The organism is Colwellia sp. MT41 (assembly GCF_001444365.1).
Classification (GTDB): Bacteria; Pseudomonadota; Gammaproteobacteria; order Enterobacterales; family Alteromonadaceae; genus Colwellia; species Colwellia marinimaniae.
In genome coordinates, this window is the sequence record NZ_CP013145.1 from 3,170,143 (window position 1) to 3,194,457 (window position 24,315).

The following is a 24,315-nucleotide window of genomic DNA, read 5'->3' on the forward strand; positions in this document are numbered from 1 at the left end:
ATGGCTAAGTTAAGCATGAGTAAACACGCTTTAACGACCGCTGAGCAATTAGCACGCGAAGAATTAATTGCTATGGTGCCTTATCAATCGGCACGACGTCTATTTTCTAACGCTGATGCTCAAGAAGATAAAGTATGGCTAAACGCAAATGAAGCACCAGGCAAAGGTCAATATCAGTTATCCGCGATAAATATCAATCGCTACCCGGATTTTCAGCCCGATTGTTTAATTTCAGCCTATAGCGAATATTCAGGCTTAGCAAAAGATAAAATCCTAGCAACACGAGGTGCCGATGAAGGCATAGAGCTTATCATTCGCAGTTTTTGTAAAGCATACCAAGACACCATTTTAATATGTCCACCCACTTACGGCATGTACGCTATTAGTGCTGAGAATCACGGTGCTGCGGTTATTAAAGTAGCGCTAAACTCTGCTGATTTAACGCTAGATTTAGACGGTTTGCAGCAACAAGTGGGTAAAGTGAAAGTGGTATTTTTATGTTCACCGGGTAATCCAACGGGTAATTTACTACCAAAAGCACAAATACTAGCCGCTATTGCGTTGTTTAAAGGCAGTGCTATGGTGGTGATTGATGAAGCTTATATCGAGTTTTCACCTGAGTATTCATGCACCCAATTATTGCATGATTTTGATAATGTCATTGTGCTTAGAACCTTATCAAAAGCGTTTGCGCTTGCTGGTCTTCGTTGTGGTTTTACCTTAGCAAATAATGACGTAATTACCTTACTAAGTAAGATTATTGCCCCCTACCCTATTGCGGCACCTGTAGCTGAAATCGCTAGCCAAGTCTTAACGAACGATTTAGCCATAATGCAAACTAGGGTAAAGCAAACCAAAGTATTACGTGAACAGTTAAGTAACTGGCTTACTGAGCAAAACTGGTGTTGCCATGTCTTTACCAGCGATGCAAATTTTGTCCTGTTTCGTTGTACTAGCGCAGAGGATAAAGCCCGAGTATTTAATTTGTTACTTGAAAACAACATATTGATTCGCGATCAGTCTAAACAGCAGCAGCTTGAAAACTGTCTTCGCATTAGCATTGGCAGTGAGGACGAACTAGCACAGCTAAAGCAATTATTAACCGCCTTATAAGTAAAAATTAGTACTGTAACAAGGCTAATAAACGAACATAATGAAGAGTATTTTATGAGTAAGAACCAAGAAAAAATATTATTTATCGACCGTGACGGCACCTTGGTTGAAGAGCCTGCCATCGATAAACAACTTGATAGCTTAGAAAAACTAGTGTTTGAGCCGAATGTCATTGCTGAATTACTAAAACTGCAAGCCAAAGGCTTTAAGCTAGTGATGGTTTCCAACCAAGATGGCTTAGGCACCAGTAGTTTTCCACAAGCTGATTTTGATTTGCCTCATAATAAAATGATGGCGCTATTTAGTTCTCAAGGGGTGAATTTTCAAGACGTATTACTTTGCCCACACTTTGAGGAAGACAATTGTAGTTGTCGTAAACCAAAACTAGGCTTAGTGAGCGATTACTTACAGCAAGGCAGAGTTGATTTTACTAATTCTTATGTTATTGGTGATAGAGCAACCGATATGGGCCTTGCTGCGAATATGGGCATTGTCGGCATCAAATATGATCGAAAAACTTTCAATTGGTCACAAGTGAGCGAACAGGTTTTAGCCAAATTCTCACAAGCTCGTATAGCGAGTATTACCCGGACCACCAAAGAAACCGATATCAAGGTCACCGTTAATTTAGATAAAAAAGGCGACAATAATATAGCAACGGGCTTAGGCTTTTTCGATCACATGCTAGATCAAATAGCCACTCATGGCGGTTTTAGTTTGCAATGTAGCGTCAGTGGTGATTATCACATTGATGAGCACCACAGTGTTGAAGATACCGCCCTTGCACTTGGCCAGGCCTTAAGACAAGCTCTGGGCGACAAACGTGGCATTGGTCGTTTTGGTTTTGTCTTACCTATGGATGAATGTCGCGCCGAGTGTGCCATCGACCTTTCTGGTCGTCCATGGCTTGAATTTGATGCCGATTTCACCGCAGATAATGTCGGAAGCATGTCAACACAGATGGTTGGCCATTTTTTCCGCTCATTAGCAGATTCAATGTTAATAACTTTACATTTATCAACCAGTAAAGGGAATTGCCACCACCAGGTTGAGAGTCTATTTAAGGTATTTGGCCGAGCGTTAGGTCAAGCCATTAAAGTAGACGGTGATGAGATGCCTAGCTCAAAAGGTATTTTATAATGACTAAGGAAGTATCTGCAGGAATGAATGTCATTGTTGATACTGGCTGCGCAAATCTAGCCTCAGTTAAGTTTGCCGTTGAGCGTTTAGGTTATCAAGTGACCATCACTGATAATATTGAGCTCATCCAACAAGCGGATAAAGTAATACTCCCTGGGGTTGGTAGTGCTAAGCATGCCATGGCTAATATCAACGCTAAAAACTTAGTGAGTGTCTTACAAAAACTGACTCAGCCAGTACTTGGTTTTTGTTTAGGTATGCAGTTAATGACAGAGTCATCAACCGAAGGTAATAAGTCCTCAACTGAGGGGAAAAGTGATGGCCTAGTGCCTTGCTTAAACTTAATTCCCACTAAGGTAGAGCCATTAAAAGCACAAGGGAATAGGTTGCCACATATGGGCTGGAATACCCTCAGCCAAATATCAGACCACCCCGTGCTCAAAGGTATTTCCGAGGGTGATTACTTTTATTTTGTCCACAGTTTTGCCGCCCCTATAAGTGAGTACACCATTGCCAGCTGTGAATATGGTAGTACGTTTTCAGCAGCTATTGCCAAAGACAACTTTATTGGTTGTCAATTTCACCCTGAGCGTTCCAGTGCTTTGGGCAGTAAGATCATTCAAAACTTTTTAGAACTAGGGCCACAGGAGCTTGTGAACTTATGATGATTCCCGCAATTGATTTGATTAATGGCCAAGTGGTGCGTTTGTATCAAGGCGACTATAACCAACAAACCCACTATGAATATACGGTGCAAGAGCGTCAACAGGCTTATGCTAAATCCGGCGCTACTGTCATGCACTTTGTCGATTTAGATGGCGCAAAAGACAGCACAAAACGTCAATTAGCAACATTAAAGACCGTAGTCAATCACCCCTCAATGATCATACAAGTAGGTGGTGGCGTACGTTGTGAAGATGATGTAAAACAGCTATTAGCACTAGGCGCAGATCGCGTTGTTATTGGCAGCTTAGCCATCAAACAACCAGAACTAGTTACTCAATGGCTTAAAACCTACGGCTGTGAAAAAATTGTCCTAGCACTTGATATAAAAATTGATGCCCAAGGTAATAAAACCCTGCCCACTCATGGCTGGATTGAAGATAGCGGGGTAAACTTAGAAGATTTACTTGCCCAATATCAAGATGCCGGTATTAAGCACGTATTATGTACTGACATTAGTAAAGACGGCACTTTAACGGGGACTAATGTTGATTTATATAGCGAAGTTTGTGCTAAGTATCCAGATATTCACTGGCAAGCGTCGGGCGGTATTGGCAGCTTAGACGATATTAAAGCGTTAATTCCAACCGGTGTTAGCGCTGTTATTTTAGGTCGTTCATTGCTTGAGGGTAAGTTTACCCTTGAAGAGGCGATTGCCTGTTGGCCTCCAGCTGAAGCTGTAGCTGTAGCGGAGAAAACCCCATGTTAGCCAGAAGAATTATTCCATGCCTCGACGTTAAGGACGGAAAAGTGGTAAAAGGTATACAGTTTAGAAACCACGAAATTATCGGCGATATAGTGCCGTTAGCACAAAAATATGCCAAAGCAGGTGCTGATGAACTCGTTTTTTATGATATCACTGCCAGCTCTGATGGTCGCGTGGTAGATAAAAGCTGGGTAAGTCGTATTGCTGAGGTCATTGATATTCCTTTTTGTGTTGCTGGTGGGATAAAAAGTGCAGCCGATGCTAAAGAAATCTTGATGATGGGCGCTGACAAAATATCCATTAATTCCCCAGCATTGCAAGACCCTGAGCTAATTACTCGCTTAGCCGATATTTTTGGTCAGCAATGTATTGTTGTTGGCGTTGATAGCTTTTATAACAAAGAGGCTAATGCTGGCAAAGGGGAATATCAGGTTTACCAGTTTACTGGTGATGAAAAGCGTACTAAGCAAACCGGCTGGACCACGTTTGACTGGATTGAAAAAGTAGTTAGCCTAGGTGCCGGCGAAATCGTCCTCAATTGCATGAACCAAGATGGTGTACGTCAAGGTTATGATATTGTGCAATTAAAACAAGCAAGAGCGGTATGTAATGTGCCTTTAATCGCCTCAGGTGGTGCGGGTACCATGGCGCACTTTAGTGATGTCTACCAACAAGCCGATGTTGACGGCGCTCTGGCTGCTTCTGTTTTTCATAAGGGTGTTATTGCCATTAAAGAGTTAAAAAATTATTTAAAAACACAACGTATTGAGGTAAGACCATGTTAGTAAACAAAGACAATATTAATGACTTAGCATGGCAGAAAATGAATAACCTCATTCCTGCCATTATTCAGCATGCGGCAACGGGAGCCATACTAATGCAAGGTTATATGAACCAAGCATCCTTAGCTGCCACATTAGCCACAGGTAAAGCAACCTTCTATAGTCGTTCAAAACAAGCTTTGTGGGTTAAGGGCGAAACCTCAGGTAACTTTTTAAACGTTCAGCAAGTCTTAACTGATTGCGATAATGACAGTTTACTTATTGCTTGTTTGCCTATGGGGCCAAGTTGTCACTTAGGCACTGAGTCATGTTTTCCGGAGCAAAAATTAACCCAGCAAAACTTTCTCAGTGAACTTGAACAAGTGATTGCAAGCCGAAAAAATGATAAGCCAGAAGACAGTTATACCGCACACTTATTTTCTCGCGGCACCATCAAAATTGCGCAGAAAGTCGGTGAAGAAGGCGTTGAAGTTGCACTGGCTGCAGTAGCAGAAACGAAAGAAGACTTACTAGGTGAATGTGCAGACTTATTTTACCACACCCTAGTACTCCTAGCCGACCAAGATATCGACCTCAATGAGGTTATGGCGGTATTACAACAGCGTCATAACAAATAACTTCACCTGCCATTATTGAAGGTATTCATGCTATTTTGCTACATGCTTGCCTCCTTGTTATGTTAATAAGACAAGGATGCAAGTAGTTAACTTCAGCGAACTAGTTTATAAAAAGATGGCGTTCTTTTATGGTAATACTCTTTAATGAAATAGGCACTAGGTTATTCACTAAAGCACTACTTATCGCTACTCTCATAAGTCTCAGCTGAAATGTTCTCGGCCAGCAGCATAGTGTATTTATATTCGTGATGATGTCTACCTTGATTACCAGCACTTTGTTGCTGATAGAGATATCAGCTTAATAGATAATTTCTCAGGTAAAAACATCCGCCGTGACGTGGTTAACATGATTATTGCCCAGCAGACACTCAAACTTGGTGGTTTTAATCACAGTTTCAGTTACGCCCCAGGTAAAGTTAACTTTCGTAATACTTAAATGTTAGAAAATGGTCAGCTGCTTATAAGTTTTGATTCTTATTGGCAACAAGATGCGCTAGCTATTGCCAGTAAAGTTTATATCTCTGACGAAGTCATAAGAAATGGCGAGTACATCGCTGGTATCTATACTAGTCCCCAAAATACTAAGACCTTAGCGGTTAAGGTGTTAAGTGACCTTGGCGGTATCAACACCTAAATGGCGCACTGACTGGCAGACACTGCAGCAGCTTCACCTTAAAAAGCTTATTCAATAAGACTCTTGGTTATCCATGGCACGCATGGTAGATATTCAATGGATAGACTTTATTTTGATGCCCTTTAATTCAAGCCCAGAGCAAAGCTTTATTATGGCTAAAATTCACCTAGTACCCGTTAAAAACATTGGCCTGGTACTTAAAGACTCCCGCCATTTTGTCATCAGTAAGGCTCATTCTGAGGGGCAGGAAGCCTTTAAAGCGATGAATAAAGGCTTAAATACTTCGCCAGCGTGGCGCTATTGTTAAAGCCTATCAATAAGCTGGATTTTTTGTTGATAGCAATAAAATAAAAACTATTAATCTTTGAGTTATTATAGATTTTATTAGCTACATTTTATCCCTACATGTAGTAATATGCTGAGCAATAAAATGAGTAGACTAATTATTGACCTTATTTATTATAATAAGCTGCTAATTTGTCTAAAAGACCATAAGTAATACCTGCTAAGGAACAGCTATGTTTAAACGTAGAGCAATAAAGAAATACGGCAACCAACTGTTACCAAGACTACAAAAACGTTATGGTGAGCAGACTTTTTATAATGCTAGCCAAGTTCGAGCAACCGTATACCAATGCAACTTCAATCCTAGCTACCTACCACTGGGCTACTTACTCTTTCTTGAGCCTTGTGCACTAAATAAAATAGTCACTACTGAGTTCCCAGAATTGTGCATAAGAAAATATAAACAAGAAATTAAAGATTACCTGAATGATCGTAAGTATTATGGTTACTTAAAGCAGTTAACTATTTAACGGTTCATACTCAATATGACCATAAAAACCACCTGGCAAAGTAAAGCATTCTCCGAACTATCACTTAATCAATTATATGATGTACTGAAATTGCGCATTGATGTTTTTGTCGTTGAACAAACGTGTTATTACCCAGATCTAGACAGCGAAAAAAACCTGCTTGACCGACACCCTCAAACCCTACATCTTTTAGGTTATCAAGCAGAGCAACTGGTCGCTTACCTGCGAATTTTACCTAAAGGTCAAAGCTATACCAGCCATATCAGTATAGGTAGAGTAGTCATTGCCAATAAAGCTAGAGGTGGAGGCTTGGGCCATGAATTAATGAAAGAAGCATTATCACTTTGCCAGCAATATCACCCTAACGAAGAGATTAAAATCTCTGCTCAACAACATTTAAAGTCATACTACCAAAGACATGGTTTCGCTCAGGTATCGGCTATGTATTTAGAAGATGGCATACCACACATTGCTATGCTCAGAGAAAGTTAGCAATAAATTATATACCCTAGAAATAAAAAAACTCGCCAAGGCGAGTTTTTTAACTTAAATAGCTAGACAATTACTGGTTACTAAGAAAGTTGCTTTAATAATAATGCGTTAACTTCCTCAACAGCTTGTGTGCCATCAATAGTTAGGTAGGTACAATTACCCGCTTTAGCTTCCGCTTGATAAAAATCAACTAATGGCTTAGTTTGATCATGATAAATCGATAAGCGCTTACGTACAGTCGCTTCTTCATCATCAGGACGAATAGATAAATCATCACCGGTAACATCATCTTTGCCGGCAACTTTTGGCGGATTGAAAACAAGGTGATAAACACGTCCTGAGCCGGAATGAACACGACGACCAGCCATACGCTCAACAATCACTTCATCAGGCACATCAAATTCAAGTACATGGTCCACAGATATGCCACTTTCTTTCATAGCATCCGCTTGTGGAATAGTACGAGGGAAACCGTCAAGTAAAAATCCTGCTTTACAATCATCTTGAGCTACTCGCTCTTTGACTAAGCCGATGATCAAATCATCTGAAACTAATTGTCCTGCATCCATAACGACTTTAGCTTTATTGCCTAGTTCAGTGCCGGCTTTAATTGCAGTACGAAGCATATCGCCCGTTGAAATTTGTGGAATACCAAATTTAGCCATTAAAAATTGTGCTTGTGTGCCTTTACCAGCGCCTGGAGCACCTAATAAAACAATGCGCATATTATGTAACCTTAAATTGATGGTTGAAGTGTTAAAGTAAATATTACCTTTATTCAATACTATAAATTCTCATTGATCGAGCAAAGGTAATATTTCTTAGCTTTTCCATAAAGCCGGCAGACACTATACAAGCTAGCCTATTTGCAAACAAGTAGTGATAGCTCAGATTGATCAAAAAAGGAGGTGTTTCATGCATGAAACCCTCCTTTTTAAGACTAAAGTATTATCTAATAATTTAACTTAGCATTAAATAATTACTTAGTTAGGCTTAACATTAATTTATTCAAGCGAGAAACGAAGCTAGCAGGATCTTTTAAGCTACCACGTTCAGCTAACATAGCTTGGTCAAACAACACTTCAACCCACTGGCCGAATTTATCATCATCTTGTTCATCGGCAATATGTTTAATAAGATCATGCTCACCATTGATTTCAAAGATAGGTAATGTATCTGGCACGTCTTGACCAACCGAAGCCATTAACTTAGCCATTTGGCTAGTCATGTCATTATCATCAGCGACGATACAAGCAGGAGAGTCGGTAAGACGTTGAGAAAGTTTAACATCTTTAACTTTTCCTTCTAAGCAAACTTTAATGCGCTTAACGACAGAGTCATACTCTTTCTCAAGCTTCTCTTGTGCTTCTTTAGTTTCATCGTCATCCATGTCACCCAGATCTAAACCACCATGAGTAACAGACTGTAATTGCTTAGAATCAAACGCTGTTAAATGGCTTACTAACCATTCATCTATGCGATCAGACATTAACAATACTTCAATGCCTTTTTTACGGAATACTTCTAAATGCGGGCTACTTTTAGCCGCTTCGAAGCTATCGGCAACAACATAATAAATCTTATCTTGGCCTTCTTTCATACGTTCAATGTAAGTAGCAAGTGATACATTTTGCGCTGCTACATCTTCCTTGGTGGAAGCAAAGCGTAATAATCCAGCGACTTGTTCTTTATTGCTGTGGTCTTCAGAAGGACCTTCTTTTAATACCTGACCAAACTCATCCCAAAAGCCTTGATATTTATCCGCATCTTTTTTAGCTAACTTCTCCAGCATTTTTAATACGCGCTTAGTACAACCCTTACGAATAGCTTGAGTAATCTTGTTATCTTGTAATATTTCACGAGAAACGTTTAATGGTAAATCATTTGAATCTAATGAGCCTTTAACGAAACGTAAGTACGTTGGCATAAACTGCTCAGCATCATCCATAATATATACACGCTGAACAAACAGTTTAAGACCATGTTGTTTTTCACGGTTATACATATCAAATGGTGCTTTGCTAGGTATATAGAGTAGAGACGTGTATTCAGTCTTACCTTCAACTTTATTATGTTCCCATAAAAGTGGGTCACTAAAATCATGAGAGACGTGTTTATAAAACTCTTTATATTCTTCGTCGGTAATATCTGCCTTTTCGCGTGTCCATAAAGCAGTTGCTTTATTAACAGCTTCCCATAGTGCAGGTACGGCATCTATAGCATCAATAGCTAGCGTAGTTACCTTGCCTTCATCATCTTTCACTTCAGCAACGGCTTCAACCGCTGGTATTTCAGTGGTTAACATTTCTACTGATACTGAGATATGATCAGAGTATTTAGTAACAATTGACTTTAAGCGCCAATCATCGGCAAATTCTGACTCACCTTCTTTTAAGTGAAGAATGATATCGGTACCACGATTAGTTTTTTCAATCTTAGCGGTAGTAAACTCACCTTCACCGGCACTTATCCATTCGACACCTTCAGAGGCATCATCACCCGCTTTACGAGTACGAACAATTACTTTATCTGCAACAATAAAAGATGAGTAAAAACCAACACCAAATTGACCAATAAGTTGTGAGTCAGAGGCTTGATCACCTGATAATGTTGAGAAAAATTCAGCAGTGCCTGATTTTGCAATCGTACCTAGATGTTCGATTACTTCATCATGGTTCATACCAATACCATTATCAGAAATAGTGATGGTGTTATTTTCTTTATCACAGCTAACACGTACGCGTAAATCACCATCATTTTCATATAAAGCATTATCAGATAATGCTTTAAAACGCAGCTTATCCGCAGCATCGGCAGCATTTGACACTAACTCACGTAGGAATATCTCTTTATTAGAATAAAGTGAGTGGATCATTAAGTGAAGTATCTTGGCGTTATCTGACGCAAATTCATGTTTTACTGGCTTATTTTCTACTGTCATTTTATCGACCTTTTGTTAAATACCTATTTGGACGCCTACTTGGACGCCAAACCATTGCATGTACTAGGTACAGAGCGGGTTTGTTTAGTTGATACATATCTGAGGGCAACAACATTAAAATCAAGTAAATAAGTTAAAAATTTTTCTCTTAACGAACGCTGACAAACTATAACTGCATATTTTGTATATAAGGCAAGTAAGATGCCTACGTAGCTTGGGGATGATTAGAATTTAACGTTGAACAATCAGAAAGAAATTCAACGGCTATAAATAGAGTGCCGGAGTAGGTTTCCCTACTCCGGAAAAGTATACTCGTGCGATACGATTGACAGATCAGATCTAAACACCAAGTATGTTGTTATTAAGGAACCACCAAGGGAGTAAGTTACAATTAATAACAGCATAACAATACCTTATGATGTGTATAAAACATACAGCCAATTACTACTATAGTATTACCATTGGGCATAGATAAATCACTTCAATACATTGATATAATAATTCACAAATGCTACATAAATATTCACTTTAACTTTAAAGTAAATATCTATAACATACTTGCAAGTGATTGATGCCGGAGTAGAAACCCTACTCCGGGCTTATATACCTGTGAAGAACGATTGACAGATCAGCTCAAACCACAAAGTATGTTGCTACTAATTTGTAATGCAGGGAGTAATTTACAAAATAGTAACAACTTCATCTTACTGGGTATATTGTATAAAATATACCGTTAGTTTGTAATATAATATGACTAAAGTAAAAATAGGGATTACGCAATATTAAGCTGAATAATTATATTTTTAGCTACATTTTTTACTTTCAGTTTTAAATATTGACCGGGTACTGACTAGAAAATTTAATATCAACATAACGACACTTTACCCCAGAAATAACTTGGCAATGTCCTACATTATTCCAAGCATCCGGCCTTACACCCTTAGGGTAAGACTGAGTGCAGACAAAAATTCTCCAGACATTTTTACCACATAAAGAGCAGTCCACCCGCTTACTACCTCCAGCGCAACTGCGCTGACATACATGGATATAATAATGTTGCCGCGTTGCCATGGATGGCAAGGAGCAGGCTCAACTTCTGCAGCGCCGCGGCACTTCCGTAAGAGAATAGTGAATGGGATCAGGTGGGTCCAAAATATGTAGGCGGGAATTTATTCGCGCTTATTAGTAATTGTTTCAAATCTCCGACAGCAAAAAACCCGACTCTTTCGAATCGGGCTTTTCTTAATAGAAATCGAGAATGTCCTACTGACGTGAATGGATTCACAGGAGTGACCTCACATAAAATAAGAACACCCACACACTTACTAGCTTCGACACAACTACTTGACGTACATGGATGCCACTTATTAGGATAATGCAGGAGCATATTATCCTGAGCAATTATCCTGATGCAAAGGAGTGACCTCACATAAAGAGAAATACACCCACACGCTTACTACCTTCGGCGTAACTGCGCTCATTTCTGCAACGCTGCGGCACTTTCCGTTAGAGAAGACTCAATGGGATCAGGTGGGGCCAAAATATGTAGGCGGGAATTTATTCGCGCTTATTAGTAATTGTTTCAAATCCCAGACAGTAAAAAGCCCGACTCTTATGAATCGGGCTTTCTTAATAGAAATCGAGAATGTCCTACTCTCACATAAAGAGAAATACACCCACACGCTTACTACCTTCGGCGCTATTACCTTGCGCGATTGAAATCCCGCCTACACAGCTCTCATATTGTAGGCGGGAATTTATTCGCGCTTATTAGTAATTGTTTCAAATCTCAGACAGCAAAAAGCCCGACTCTTATGAATCGGGCTTTTATTAATAGAAATCGAGAATGTCCTACTGACGTAATGGATTCACTAATGTCACAAGTGCATGGATGCACAGGAGTGACCTCACATAAAGAGAAATACACCCACACGCTTACTACCTTCGGCGCAACTGCGTGACGTACATGGATGGGATCAGGTGGGGCCAAAATATGTAGGCGGGAATTTATTCGCGCTTATTAGTAATTGTTTCAAATCCCAGACAGAAAAAGCCCGCAACAATGTTGCGGGTTTTTATTAATAGAAATCGAGAATGTCCTACTCTCACATAAAGAGAAGACACCCACACGCTTACTATCTTCGGCGCTATTACCTTGCGCGATTGAAATCCCGCCTACACAGCTCTCATATTGTAGGCGGGAATTTATTCGCGCTTATTAGTGATTGTTTCAAATCCCAGACAGTAAAAAGCCCGACTCTTTCGAATCGGGCTTCTCAGTGCCTAAGCACAAATAGAAGTTTAGCAATGTCCTACTCTCACATGGGAACTCCCACACTACCATCGGCGCAACTGCGTTTCACTTCTGAGTTCGGAATGGGATCAGGTGGGGCCACAGCGCTATGGTCGCTAAACAAAAAAGGGTCAATCTAGAAATTTGATATAAAAAGTTTACAAAAGCAATTCAAGTAACACGAGTACGTGTTTATATATTTATGTCAGTCTCACACACACTTTATAGTCAAAAACTACTTGGGTGTTGTATGGTTAAGCCTCACGGGCAATTAGTATCAGTTAGCTCAAGACCTCGCAGTCCTTACACACCTGACCTATCAACGTTGTAGTCTCCAACGACCCTTTAGGGGACTTAAAGTCCCAGTGAGAACTCATCTCAAAGCCTGCTTCCCGCTTAGATGCTTTCAGCGGTTATCAGTTCCGAACGTAGCTACCGGGCAATGCCATTGGCATGACAACCCGAACACCAGTGGTTCGTCCACTCCGGTCCTCTCGTACTAGGAGCAGCCCTCTTCAATTCTCAAACGCCCACGGCAGATAGGGACCGAACTGTCTCACGACGTTCTAAACCCAGCTCGCGTACCACTTTAAATGGCGAACAGCCATACCCTTGGGACCGACTTCAGCCCCAGGATGTGATGAGCCGACATCGAGGTGCCAAACACCGCCGTCGATATGAACTCTTGGGCGGTATCAGCCTGTTATCCCCGGAGTACCTTTTATCCGTTGAGCGATGGCCCTTCCATACAGAACCACCGGATCACTATGACCTACTTTCGTACCTGCTCGACGTGTCTGTCTCGCAGTTAAGCTGGCTTATGCCATTGCACTAACCGTACGATGTCCGACCGTACTTAGCCAACCTTCGTGCTCCTCCGTTACTCTTTGGGAGGAGACCGCCCCAGTCAAACTACCCACCAGACAGTGTCCCCAAGCCGGATTACGGCCCTAGGTTAGAACATCACGCATACAAGGGTGGTATTTCAAGGTTGGCTCCACCACATCTAGCGACATGGTTTCATAGCCTCCCACCTATCCTACACATGTAGGAGCAATGTTCACTGTCAAGCTATAGTAAAGGTTCACGGGGTCTTTCCGTCTAGCCGCGGGTATACGGCATCTTAACCGCAAATTCAATTTCACTGAGTCTCGGGTGGAGACAGTGTGGCCATGATTACGCCATTCGTGCAGGTCGGAACTTACCCGACAAGGAATTTCGCTACCTTAGGACCGTTATAGTTACGGCCGCCGTTTACCGGGGCTTCGATCATCAGCTTCGACCTAAGTCTAACCGAATCAATTAACCTTCCGGCACCGGGCAGGCGTCACACCGTATACGTCATCTTTCGATTTTGCACAGTGCTGTGTTTTTAATAAACAGTTCCAGCCACCTGGTTACTTCGACTGGTTTAGGCTCCGGAAGCAAGTTCCTTCACCCTATACCAGCGTACCTTCTCCCGAAGTTACGGTACTATTTTGCCTAGTTCCTTCACCCGAGTTCTCTCAAGCGCCTTAGTATTCTCTACCCAACCACCTGTGTCGGTTTGGGGTACGGTTCCACTATATCTGAAGCTTAGAAGCTTTTCCTGGAAGTGTGGCATCAATGACTTCATCACCGTAGTGACTCGTCTCAGCTCTCAGTTTTCCTAATAAAAGGAGGAGACCGGATTTACCTAATCTCCCAACCTTCAGCCTTTCACACGGACTACCAACGCCGTGCTCACCTAGCCTACTCCGTCCCTCCTTCGCAATATAATGAAGTACAGAAATATTAATCTGTTTCCCATCGACTACGCGTTTCCGCCTCGCCTTAGGGGCCGACTTACCCTGCCCTGATTAACATGGGACAGGAAACCTTGGTCTTTCGGCGGGGGAGTTTTTCACTCCCCTTATCGTTACTCATGTCAGCATTCGCACTTCTGATACCTCCAGCAGACTTCTCAATCTACCTTCAACGGCTTACAGAACGCTCCCCTACCACTTGCAATAAATTGCAAATCCGCAGCTTCGGTGACTAGTTTAGCCCCGTTACATCTTCCGCGCAGACCGACTCGACTAGTGAGCTATTACGCTTTCTTTAAAGGATGGCTGCTTCTAAGCCAACCTCCTAGCTGTCTATGCCTTTCCACATCGTTTCCCACTTAACTAGTACTTTGGGACCTTAGCTGGCGGTCTGGGTTGTTTCCCTCTTCACAATGGACGTTAGCACCCACAGTGTGTCTCCCGGATAGTACTCATTGGTATTCGGAGTTTGCAAAGGGTTGGTAAGTCGGGATGACCCCCTAGCCTTAACAGTGCTCTACCCCCAATGGTATTCGTCCGAGGCTCTACCTAAATAGATTTCGGGGAGAACCAGCTATCTCCCGGCTTGATTAGCCTTTCACTCCGACCCACAAGTCATCACCGCATTTTTCAACATACGTGTGTTCGGTCCTCCAGTTGATGTTACTCAACCTTCAACCTGCCCATGGGTAGATCGCCGGGTTTCGGGTCTATACCCTGCAACTAAACGCGCAGTTAACACTCGCTTTCGCTACGGCTCCCCTAATCGGTTAACCTTGCTACAGAATATAAGTCGCTGACCCATTATACAAAAGGTACGCAGTCACCAAACTAAATTTGGCTCCCACTGCTTGTACGTATGCGGTTTCAGGTTCTATTTCACTCCCCTCACAGGGGTTCTTTTCGCCTTTCCCTCACGGTACTGGTTCACTATCGGTCAGTTAGTAGTATTTAGCCTTGGAGGATGGTCCCCCCATATTCAGACAAAGTTTCACGTGCTCCGTCCTACTCGATTTCACTTAAAGGTTGCTTTTGTGTACGGGACTATCACCCTGTATCGTTCTACTTTCCAGTAGATTCCACTAGCGCCCAATAAGCTTAAGGGCTGATTCGCGTTCGCTCGCCGCTACTAACGAAATCTCGGTTGATTTCTTTTCCTCGGGGTACTTAGATGTTTCAGTTCTCCCGGTTTGCCTCGTTAACCTATGTATTCAGTTAACGATACCTAGCTTATGCTAAGTGGGTTTCCCCATTCGGACATCTCAGGCTATTACGGTTGTTATCACCTTACCTGAGCTTTTCGCAGATTAACACGTCCTTCATCGCCTCTAACTGCCAAGGCATCCACCACATACGCTTAGTCACTTAACCATACAACCCCAAGTATTCTTGTCTTTTACTGCTTATGCGTCGTTGCATTTCATTGCTTGCTCAGTCATGTAGTAAACTACACTCCTTTACTCGCGCTTCGTGCGCCTTGCCTAAACACTAAAATCCGTCGAATCAATTTTATTGCTAAAACCAATCCATACTGGACTGTTCGGAGACTAATCCGAACTAATTGTAAAGTCTGACATTTTCACGTACTCAATATACTTACCTCGAAAGGTTCATATAAGATGAGTTACTTGATAAGACAATCAATGTCGAGTAGACATCAATCGAATGTTGATACAACCTCTTGGGAGAGATTGCATCGCTTTTGTTGGTATTTATATCATTGCAACGTTCAGCGCGACACCGTTCGTTACGACATAAATACCGATATTTATATCAGCTTTCCAGATTGTTAAAGAACTTCAATTTAAGGCACATTCGCTTAAAAAGTGGTTTAAAAAAACCAAATTTAAAATAGCTTATAAAGCGTAGTTTAAATTTGGCTTCTATTCTCTTTTTATTGAAGAAGAAAATATCCATTTACTTTTAATCAAGGCAGTTGGTAGCGACGTGTAGTTTACTACACGAGCTGCGAACTAACGCTGAGTAAAATTAAATGGTGGAGCTAAGCAGGATCGAACTGCTGACCCCCTGCGTGCAAGGCAGGTGCTCTCCCAGCTGAGCTATAGCCCCATTTATGCGAATTCCTTTACTTAACTTCATCGTTGCATTCGCATCTCAGTGAATCATGTAGTTATCTACATTCATTCCTTCAATGTTCAAGCGCCTTGAAGTAAAGAAAATTAACTCCGCCTAAAACATAAAAGCTTTAGTGGGTTGGTTCTTCTTCATATTTGTTATCATGTAATTTGTGTGAACACTCGTAAAGCCGAAGCTTTCATTAAGCAATTTTACTTCAAGATAAGGAGGTGATCCAACCCCAGGTTCCCCTAGGGTTACCTTGTTACGACTTCACCCCAGTCATGAAACACAAAGTGGTGACCGTCCTCCCGAAGGTTAAACTAGCCACTTCTTTTGCATCCCACTCCCATGGTGTGACGGGCGGTGTGTACAAGGCCCGGGAACGTATTCACCGTGGCGTTCTGATCCACGATTACTAGCGATTCCGACTTCACGGAGTCGAGTTGCAGACTCCGATCCGGACTACGACAGGCTTTGTGGGATTCGCTCCACCTCGCGGTATTGCAGCCCTCTGTACCTGCCATTGTAGCACGTGTGTAGCCCATCCCGTAAGGGCCATGATGACTTGACGTCGTCCCCACCTTCCTCCGGTTTATCACCGGCAGTCTCCTTAGAGTTCCCGCCATAACGCGCTGGCAAATAAGGATAGGGGTTGCGCTCGTTGCGGGACTTAACCCAACATTTCACAACACGAGCTGACGACAGCCATGCAGCACCTGTCACTCAGTTCCCGAAGGCACGCCTGTATCTCTACTGGCTTCTGAGGATGTCAAGGGATGGTAAGGTTCTTCGCGTTGCATCGAATTAAACCACATGCTCCACCGCTTGTGCGGGCCCCCGTCAATTCATTTGAGTTTTAACCTTGCGGCCGTACTCCCCAGGCGGTCAACTTAGTGCGTTAGCTGCGCCACTCACGGATCAAGTCCACGAACGGCTAGTTGACATCGTTTACGGCGTGGACTACCAGGGTATCTAATCCTGTTCGCTCCCCACGCTTTCGTTCCTCAGCGTCAGTATCTGTCCAGGTGGCCGCCTTCGCCACTGATGTTCCTTCCAATCTCTACGCATTTCACCGCTACACTGGAAATTCCACCACCCTCTACAGTACTCTAGTTACCCAGTTCAAAATGCAGTTCCAAGGTTGAGCCCTGGGCTTTCACATCTTGCTTAAATAACCGCCTACGAACGCTTTACGCCCAGTAATTCCGATTAACGCTTGCACCCCTCGTATTACCGCGGCTGCTGGCACGAAGTTAGCCGGTGCTTCTTCTGTTGCTAACGTCACAGTGATGATTTATTAAATCACCACCTTTCCTCACAACTGAAAGTGCTTTACAACCCGAAGGCCTTCTTCACACACGCGGCATGGCTGCATCAGGCTTTCGCCCATTGTGCAATATTCCCCACTGCTGCCTCCCGTAGGAGTCTGGGCCGTGTCTCAGTCCCAGTGTGGCTGATCATCCTCTCAAACCAGCTAGAGATCGTCGCCTTGGTAAGCCTTTACCTTACCAACTAGCTAATCTCACTTGGGCTAATCAAGAAGCGAGAGGTCCGAAGATCCCCCCCTTTGGTACTTTTCACTACAAAAAGCACGTTATGCGGTATTAGCAGTCGTTTCCAACTGTTGTCCCCCACTCCAAGGCATATTCCCAAGCATTACTCACCCGTCCGCCACTCGTCATCAAACTAGCAAGCTAGTTCATGTTACCGTTCGACTTGCATGTGTTAAGCCTGCCGCCAGCGTTCAATCTGAGCCATGATCAAACTCTTCAATTAAAAATCGTTTGTGTAACCTCATCGCAAGCGATGTGTTACTGCTCAATGAATTCTGTCGTTTCTTTTAAAAGTAATGCGCGAACAAGTTCCCGCCTACAAGTAAAAGAAGCATTACATAGTCGCTACCTATCTCGCTAGAAATAAGTAACTTATATTTATTTGCATGAACATCATTCATTAAGCGTTTTTGTTCTCCCCGAAAGGAAAACTATGTAAAACAACATTAATGTGAGTGTCCACACAAATTGCATGATAACTAATTGTTAAAGAAATAAGCAGTAATCGCATTCGTTACTCGCTTTAACTCCTTGCTAACGTTGCCGTTTGCCCGAAGCAGGATGCGCATTGTACGCCTCCGAGTTTTGATGTCAACGTTTTTTTTATAAAAAGTAAAGTATTTTAAAACACTTTAAAACGTTAGCTTAAGTTAGCTGATTTACCTTAAAAGGAAGTAGATAACTTATCAAAACAGTTCGTTGATGATTCATTTTCCCTGAACCCCTTGGAACTGGATGCGGATTCTATAGAGTTTTGAGTGTAGCACAAGCGTTAATTTTACTTTTTTGTTTGTTCGATTACAAATGATACATAAAGTACAAAACATCAACAGCTACAGGTCAGTGTCAGCTTTCTTTACATGTCACCGCATAACTACCCACAAAGAACAAAAGCATACAAAAACCAATATAAACAAAGACATAAGCCAATAATATACAATATACAGGAAGATATACTGACTATTATTGCACTTTAAGCAAATATTTATGTAAACATATTTTACATTGTTTACATTGTAGCAACTGCTTTGATCCTATACATCACTCTTAAAGTACCAAAACAACACCACTTATTAACATTTGTGTAACAAAGGCACTATTATTGCTTATATATTTTACTCGCTACTTTTCATTGTGCTTTTGCCAATGAAGATAAAGAAAGTGTAATAAATATACACAGCGAAGATATAACAATAAACCGGAGATAAATATGTATTTTAAGAAATCCATAATAGGGAGTCTGATTACATTAGCACTCACTGCTGGCGCATCCAATGCAGTAGTAGCTAATGAAATTACTGGCGATATCAGTAAGTTCAAATCAGTAGGTAGTGAAATTAATAGCAAACATAAAACTACAGGCTATATTATTCAATTAAGGGGTAAGACTGGTATTGCTCAAGCACAAGATATTGGTGAGCTGTTACCCACCAATCAATTAGTTGCAAATACAGGTAATCGCTACAACGCTTATACCCCTGCAATGAAAGCTTATACACAAGCAATGGAAAACAAACAAAAGCAAGTAGCAAGTTCAATTGATTCACTGGAAATTTTGCATTCTTTTAAACATACTTATAATGGTTTCACCGCCAAACTTAATGCTAAGCAAAAAGCGCAATTAGAATCTCACCCTGATGTTATTGGTATATGGGAAGATAAGTTACATGTGGTAAACACAGCAAACACTCCTGAATTCCTTGGTTTAACAGGGCCTGGTGGACAACACGCCCTGAATATAAAAGGTGAAGGTGTCATTATCGGGGTTATCGATACGGGTGTATGGCCGGAAAACCCTAGTTTTGCCGATGATGGCTCATATTCAGATCCAGCCGACCTTGGTTGGCAGGGTACTTGTGATACCGGCACTGATTTAGAATTTAGCTGTAATAATAAATTAATTGGTGCTCGTTATTTTGGTGCTAGCTTTAGCAGCCAATACGATATTCAGTATAGCTTAGGGGAATTTGATTCTCCTCGTGATGCTGACGGTCATGGTAGCCATACGGCTAGTACTGCTGGTGGTAATGAAGGTGTAGCGGCTATACTTTCAGGAGCTCCAGCAGGTACAGTTTCAGGCATGGCACCTCGTGCTCGTATTGCGGTATATAAGGTTTGTTGGAATAGCGACTATGTTAGTCCTGAAGGCAATAAAGAACGTGGTTGTTTCGGTGGCGATACTATGGCAGCAATCGATGCTGCGGTAACTGATGGTGTTGATGTAATCAACTACTCGATTGGTGGTAGCAGAACTGACTTAACAGTGCCTGCGTCTGCAGCCATGTTAAATGCTGCCGCTGCCGGTGTCTTCGTTGCTGTTTCTGCAGGTAATAGTGGTCCTGATAAAGAAACTGTTGGTACTCCTGCTCCTTGGGTTACCAGTGTCGCAGCATCTACTTATAATGGTACTTCTACTATTATAGGTAAAGCGCTTGATGTTACTTCTGGTTCTTTAGCCGGAACTTCACTGATGTCAGTTCCTGCAGCCTTTGCTCCGGCAACAGTTGGTCTTGCCGGTGAACTTGCTTTAGCTGAACCGGTTGAAGCCTGTAATGATGCACCTTTAACTAATGCAGATGAATTAGTTGGTAAAATAGCACTTATTGCTCGTGGTTCATGTGCTTTTACTGAGAAGTTCATCAATGCGCAAAATGCGGGTGCGATTGGTGCACTTGTTTATACTTATGACGGCACCTCACCATTTTCTATGGGTGGTGAAGATCCCGCAGTAACTATTACGGGTTCAATGATATCTTTTGCTGATGGCCAAGCATTAACAGCAAGTGTTCTTGCTGAAAGCACGGCAGTAATTTTTACTGATACCGCGGCTTCAGGTGAAGTGGTTGAAGTGGGTAATACCATAGCGTCGTTCTCGTCACGTGGTCCAAACTTAAACACTTACGATATTATCAAACCTGATATTACTGCTCCTGGTGTTAAAATCTTAGCAGCAACTACGTCTGCACCAATGTCTGGTACACAAGGTGAGACATTTATGTACCTGCAAGGTACATCTATGTCTAGCCCGCATATTGCCGGTTTAGCGGCGTTATTTAAAGAGTCGAATAGCTCTTGGACGCCAGCACAAATTAAATCAGCAATGATGACAACTGCTCGTCAAGACTTAACGAAAGAAGATGGTACTACACCAGCAGACCCATATGATTTTGGCTCTGGTCATGTAGCACCTGTTTCAGCTTTAGATCCAGGTTTATTGTTTGATATTAACCTAGCTGATTACCTCGCTTTCCTTTGTGGTCAAGACAAAGAAAGCTTTGTTGCAGGTTACGATACTAGTTGTGCTGACCTAACAACCAAAGGTTTTAGTACTGATGCAAGTCAATTAAACTTACCATCAATCGCTATTGCCGAGTTACTTGAAGCTGAAACTATTTTCAGAACAGTATCAAATGCAACGCTTGCAGCATCTTCTTATTCTGCAACAATTGAAGCGCCTGCAGGTTTTGACGTAAGTATTCAAACGTTTGATGCCAATGGTGATGAAACGCCAACAACGAGTTTAGATGTTGATGCCGACGGTAAAGCGAGTTTTGCCTTAACGTTCAGTAAAACAGAAACCACAGAAGTTAATGCTTGGAAATTTGGTGCTATTACTTGGACAGACAGTGCTGGTCACTCAGTACGTTTACCACTAGCAATTAAAGCGGTACCTACCGTTAAAATTGAAGTGCCTGAACTTATCTCTGGTGATCTTAGACGTGGTCGTTTCCGCTTCCCAGTTAAGATGCTTTACTCTGGTAGAACAAGTATTAAACATGCCGGTTTAGTTGCACCATTTGGTACGGCTGGTACTGTTGAAGCAGACCCAGCTAAAGAATTTGAGTTTTTAGGTGCTGGTACTAACTACCATATGTTCCATATCCCTGTTGGTACTCAAGTAGCTCGCTTTAGCTTATCGGATGCTTTAGTAACAGAAGCAGATAGCGATCTTGATCTATACGTTTACCGTTGTGATAAATGGTCATGTACTCAAGTTGCTAACTCATTAAACGCTGGTTCAAATGAAAATGTTATTTTAACTAACCCTGAGCCACGTGCAGATGTGAGTGTTGGTGATGTTTATCTAACTATGATTCATGGTTATTCAACCGGTGCAGCCTCAGCAACTGATTATACTATGGTTGGTTGGATTGCAGATCAAGCTGAGAGTACTACTCGTGTTATCTCTAGCCGTAGAGCCATTACAGGTCGTTTTAATTACACTACTATTATGACCAGAGGTTTACCAACGGGTACAACTTATATGGGTGCGGTAACTTACTTCAATGCTGATGGAGAAGCTGAAGGTACTACTGTCCTTGAATTAAATAACTAGTCTTAGTTACTCATTGTTCAATGCTAACGCTATTTATGCGTTAGCTAAATAATATTAGCAAAGCCCATTTAAATCATTTAAGTGGGCTTTTTATTTGCCTCGCTATTAAAGACTTCTGTAATTAATCTACTCTTAACCTGCTTTTGGTAAGCTCTCAATGTTTACTTTTAAAATAGCCTTACTTTAAAACAGTCTAACCTTGGCTAGGAAATTTCAAACTAAAGCTATACACCTCTTCGACTAATGCCACAGCTCAAATTAAATTACAACATCACACTGCAGCTTTACCGATGTAGAACGCGTGTTAACCATCTCCTTAGCCACAAACGGGCAATGGACCTCATTGACATTTAGCCAGTAGTCATAAGTATTCAAAGTGGTTAGTTAAACTCCGTAGCTTTAGAATTGATAAGAGTTATTCATCGTGTAGCCCTAATTAGACAGACTTAAACATGCTTGCAAGGGTAAGTTTTATAAGGAGGTTAACTAAGGCAAACTCGGGATAAGAAAAAAATAGCGATTGTCGTCATTCTGGAAGTCATTTAAGCCGGAATCTATAGTTTAAGTGACTAGATTCCCGACAAGTTTAGCTGCTAAGTCTCAGGGATTAGTGCATGCAATTATAAGGTTGAAAAACCAGTGGCGATGAAATAAGGAGTATGGGAGTAACTTGATACTTTTAACTTGCTTGTACTTTCTCAAGCTAAGTTACAGGCATAAAAAAGGCCTTACCTTAGTAAAGCCTTTTTTAATTAAATACCGAGTAATGATAATTGCTCTATATTTAAAACACCACTAAGGGTAAATTAGCTCTTTTTACGACGTGATGCTAAACCAGCAATAGCAGTTAAGAAAAGTATTAAAGTAGCAGGAGTAGGAACAACGGAAACATCACCTAAAGTTACATCAGTAGTATATACTAAAACGCTATTTGGACCATCAAAAACATCGATATAATCCATAGATGGGACATTCCAAATAGAACCAGCCCATGAAAATGCATTATATATATCTTTTAAATCAAAATCAAGAGTTAGGAGCCCTGCAGCTAAATCATCATTGTTAAAGTGTGCTTCAAATGAAGGGTTATCTAAATCATATGCAGTTAAATCTAATAAATCAATATTAAAAAGGTTGAAAGAAACAAAACTATTTACATAAGAGTCACCGATATCAAACTCTGTTGCGTTGTCGACATTAATGGTTATATTACCGATCACTTTCCCTGCATCAAGGATATCTTGGCTGATCAAAGTTGCATTTGCTGCACCAACAAAGCTAAAAGCTAACGATACAGAGAATAAAGCGCGTAAAACTAATTTATTTAACATGTTACTTCCTATTTATATTATGACTATTATATTTTTTATAGTGTTAATAGCGGTGTTACTTAAGAAGTATTAAGCGACTAGTATAAGTAACTACCGACATTGCACTGTATAAAGCAATAATCACGCCTAAATAATATTCACCTTAAATTACAATAATTTAGCCAAACAATAACACTTAGTTAACTAGCCCTTAACAATTAAGTATTAGAGTGTAAAAAAAACCGACACTCGAGTCAGTAAGCTGAAAAAAGTAACTAATTGTCATTATATAAAGAATTTGCTAGCTTAGGGTGACAAAAACAAAGCTATACTTATTAAGTCTGTTTCCACTCAGAAACCTACTTGAATTGGTATTACAACTTACTTAGCGCGATATAATGGCTATGCTATCCGTTGTACTATTACCTATAAGTTACAGAATAAGGTTCAACTATGAGTATTAAAAAAATATCTTTCACAGGCATTTTCTTAGCGGTAACACTAATTAGCTCATCGCTTATCAACAGTGCTTACGCAAAAAATATCGCTATCTATCGTTGGATTGATAAAAATAATATTGTCCATTTTAGTCAAAACCTGCCGCAAGGATACGATTATACTGAGCTAAGCACTATATCGTCATTTAGAGCCTTATCAAAAGATGAAAGACAAGCACTTGCTGAAAAAGATAAACGGGCACAAGTCATTGCACAGCAAGAAACTCTTCAAGACGATATTACCGCCAAAAACAAAGCAACTTTTACCAAGAACTGCAAAGCTGCTCGACTTAATATTAAGATGTTAACTTCGTTAGATGATGTTCATGTTAGTGAAGAAAAAAGCGATGGTAGCATAGGCAGTCGCCCATTAACGGCAGCTGAAAAGGCAGAAAAACTGACCTTAAGTAAAAAACATGAAGGCCTTTACTGTAGTAAAGATATATAGCATCCCTACTTAGTCCTACTTATCTAAACGGTAGGACTAAGCATTAGCAACA

General features: G+C 41.2%; 15 protein-coding genes, 1 tRNA gene and 3 rRNA genes. 12 read left to right on the forward strand and 7 right to left on the reverse strand.

Annotated features, from left to right (window positions below; genetic code table 11):
- From hisC to CMT41_RS13585, 10 genes are all read left to right on the forward strand, one after another.
- Complete coding sequence (gene hisC / locus CMT41_RS13545; RefSeq protein ID WP_058027560.1) at positions 1-1,113, forward strand: histidinol-phosphate transaminase; 1,113 nt, start codon at positions 1-3, stop codon at positions 1,111-1,113.
- 54 nt (positions 1,114-1,167) lie between these two features.
- Positions 1,168-2,253, forward strand: coding sequence for a bifunctional histidinol-phosphatase/imidazoleglycerol-phosphate dehydratase HisB (hisB, locus tag CMT41_RS13550; RefSeq protein ID WP_057181820.1), 1,086 nt, complete (start codon positions 1,168-1,170; stop codon positions 2,251-2,253).
- Entirely contained in the window at positions 2,253-2,918 is a 666-nt protein-coding gene (gene hisH, locus CMT41_RS13555; protein WP_058027561.1) for an imidazole glycerol phosphate synthase subunit HisH, read from the forward strand. The genes hisB and hisH overlap by 1 nt, the downstream gene beginning before the upstream one ends.
- Positions 2,915-3,685, forward strand: coding sequence for a 1-(5-phosphoribosyl)-5-[(5-phosphoribosylamino)methylideneamino]imidazole-4-carboxamide isomerase (hisA, locus tag CMT41_RS13560; protein WP_058027562.1), 771 nt, complete (start codon positions 2,915-2,917; stop codon positions 3,683-3,685). Before hisH ends, hisA begins: the two co-directional genes overlap by 4 nt.
- A complete protein-coding gene (hisF, locus tag CMT41_RS13565) occupies positions 3,679-4,467 on the forward strand; it encodes an imidazole glycerol phosphate synthase subunit HisF (protein WP_058027563.1) in 789 nt (262 codons plus the stop codon). The genes hisA and hisF overlap by 7 nt, the downstream gene beginning before the upstream one ends.
- The gene (hisIE, locus tag CMT41_RS13570; RefSeq protein ID WP_057181824.1) at positions 4,461-5,081 is read left to right on the forward strand and encodes a bifunctional phosphoribosyl-AMP cyclohydrolase/phosphoribosyl-ATP diphosphatase HisIE; all 621 of its coding nucleotides are present in this window, start codon (positions 4,461-4,463) and stop codon (positions 5,079-5,081) included. Before hisF ends, hisIE begins: the two co-directional genes overlap by 7 nt.
- A 436-nt stretch (positions 5,082-5,517) precedes the next feature.
- Positions 5,518-5,715: a hypothetical protein gene (locus CMT41_RS19230; RefSeq protein ID WP_088568943.1), complete on the forward strand. Its 198-nt coding sequence runs from the start codon at positions 5,518-5,520 to the stop codon at positions 5,713-5,715.
- Positions 5,716-5,788: 73 nt separating this feature from the next.
- Positions 5,789-6,022 (forward strand): hypothetical protein, encoded by a 234-nt coding sequence (locus CMT41_RS19235; RefSeq protein WP_088568942.1) that lies wholly within the window; start codon positions 5,789-5,791, stop codon positions 6,020-6,022.
- Positions 6,023-6,233: 211 nt separating this feature from the next.
- Positions 6,234-6,530 (forward strand): DUF6559 family protein, encoded by a 297-nt coding sequence (locus tag CMT41_RS13580; protein WP_057181825.1) that lies wholly within the window; start codon positions 6,234-6,236, stop codon positions 6,528-6,530.
- A 15-nt stretch (positions 6,531-6,545) separates the two neighbouring features.
- A complete protein-coding gene (locus CMT41_RS13585; RefSeq protein ID WP_057181826.1) occupies positions 6,546-7,022 on the forward strand; it encodes a GNAT family N-acetyltransferase in 477 nt (158 codons plus the stop codon).
- 80 nt (positions 7,023-7,102) lie between these two features.
- Here the strand turns inward: CMT41_RS13585 and adk are convergent, their stop codons facing one another.
- The 6 genes from adk to CMT41_RS13620 form a co-directional block, all read right to left on the reverse strand.
- A complete protein-coding gene (gene adk, locus CMT41_RS13590) occupies positions 7,103-7,747 on the reverse strand; it encodes an adenylate kinase (RefSeq protein WP_057181827.1) in 645 nt (214 codons plus the stop codon).
- A 254-nt stretch (positions 7,748-8,001) separates the two neighbouring features.
- Positions 8,002-9,963, reverse strand: coding sequence for a molecular chaperone HtpG (gene htpG / locus CMT41_RS13595; protein ID WP_057181828.1), 1,962 nt, complete (start codon positions 9,961-9,963; stop codon positions 8,002-8,004).
- Positions 9,964-12,262: 2,299 nt separating this feature from the next.
- Positions 12,263-12,377, reverse strand: a 5S ribosomal RNA gene (gene rrf, locus CMT41_RS13605).
- Positions 12,378-12,506: 129 nt separating this feature from the next.
- Positions 12,507-15,411: ribosomal RNA gene (locus CMT41_RS13610) — 23S ribosomal RNA — on the reverse strand.
- A gap of 623 nt (positions 15,412-16,034) precedes the next feature.
- Positions 16,035-16,110 (reverse strand) — tRNA-Ala (locus tag CMT41_RS13615).
- A gap of 229 nt (positions 16,111-16,339) precedes the next feature.
- Positions 16,340-17,895 (reverse strand): 16S ribosomal RNA (locus tag CMT41_RS13620).
- Together the 16S, 23S and 5S rRNA genes with 1 tRNA gene alongside form the textbook arrangement of a ribosomal RNA operon.
- 987 nt (positions 17,896-18,882) lie before the next feature.
- On the opposite strand from CMT41_RS13620, the gene CMT41_RS13625 reads away from it, so the two are divergent.
- Positions 18,883-22,008, forward strand: a complete 3,126-nt coding sequence (locus CMT41_RS13625) for a S8 family serine peptidase (protein WP_058027565.1) — start codon at positions 18,883-18,885, stop codon at positions 22,006-22,008.
- A gap of 806 nt (positions 22,009-22,814) precedes the next feature.
- On the opposite strand, the gene CMT41_RS13630 is transcribed toward CMT41_RS13625, so the two are convergent.
- Entirely contained in the window at positions 22,815-23,339 is a 525-nt protein-coding gene (locus CMT41_RS13630) for a PEP-CTERM sorting domain-containing protein (protein ID WP_058027566.1), read from the reverse strand.
- Positions 23,340-23,771: 432 nt separating this feature from the next.
- Here CMT41_RS13630 and CMT41_RS13635 point away from each other — a divergent pair, with 432 nt between their 5' ends.
- Positions 23,772-24,263 (forward strand): hypothetical protein, encoded by a 492-nt coding sequence (locus CMT41_RS13635; protein ID WP_058027567.1) that lies wholly within the window; start codon positions 23,772-23,774, stop codon positions 24,261-24,263.
- Positions 24,264-24,315 lie beyond the last annotated feature (52 nt).

What these genes read in the sequence shown, in the direction of transcription:
- CMT41_RS13585 (WP_057181826.1), top strand. Translation starts at nt 6,546, where the DNA reads ATGACCATAAAAACCACCTGGCAAAGTAAAGCATTCTCCGAACTATCA.
- hisH (WP_058027561.1), top strand. Translation starts at nt 2,253, where the DNA reads ATGACTAAGGAAGTATCTGCAGGAATGAATGTCATTGTTGATACTGGC.
- CMT41_RS13625 (WP_058027565.1), top strand. Translation starts at nt 18,883, where the DNA reads ATGTATTTTAAGAAATCCATAATAGGGAGTCTGATTACATTAGCACTC.
- CMT41_RS13635 (WP_058027567.1), top strand. Translation starts at nt 23,772, where the DNA reads ATGAGTATTAAAAAAATATCTTTCACAGGCATTTTCTTAGCGGTAACA.
- hisF (WP_058027563.1), top strand. Translation starts at nt 3,679, where the DNA reads ATGTTAGCCAGAAGAATTATTCCATGCCTCGACGTTAAGGACGGAAAA.
- hisC (WP_058027560.1), top strand. Translation starts at nt 1, where the DNA reads ATGGCTAAGTTAAGCATGAGTAAACACGCTTTAACGACCGCTGAGCAA.
- htpG (WP_057181828.1), bottom strand. Translation starts at nt 9,963, where the DNA reads ATGACAGTAGAAAATAAGCCAGTAAAACATGAATTTGCGTCAGATAAC.
- hisB (WP_057181820.1), top strand. Translation starts at nt 1,168, where the DNA reads ATGAGTAAGAACCAAGAAAAAATATTATTTATCGACCGTGACGGCACC.
- CMT41_RS13630 (WP_058027566.1), bottom strand. Translation starts at nt 23,339, where the DNA reads ATGTTAAATAAATTAGTTTTACGCGCTTTATTCTCTGTATCGTTAGCT.
- adk (WP_057181827.1), bottom strand. Translation starts at nt 7,747, where the DNA reads ATGCGCATTGTTTTATTAGGTGCTCCAGGCGCTGGTAAAGGCACACAA.
- CMT41_RS13580 (WP_057181825.1), top strand. Translation starts at nt 6,234, where the DNA reads ATGTTTAAACGTAGAGCAATAAAGAAATACGGCAACCAACTGTTACCA.
- CMT41_RS19230 (WP_088568943.1), top strand. Translation starts at nt 5,518, where the DNA reads ATGTTAGAAAATGGTCAGCTGCTTATAAGTTTTGATTCTTATTGGCAA.
- CMT41_RS19235 (WP_088568942.1), top strand. Translation starts at nt 5,789, where the DNA reads ATGGCACGCATGGTAGATATTCAATGGATAGACTTTATTTTGATGCCC.
- hisIE (WP_057181824.1), top strand. Translation starts at nt 4,461, where the DNA reads ATGTTAGTAAACAAAGACAATATTAATGACTTAGCATGGCAGAAAATG.
- hisA (WP_058027562.1), top strand. Translation starts at nt 2,915, where the DNA reads ATGATGATTCCCGCAATTGATTTGATTAATGGCCAAGTGGTGCGTTTG.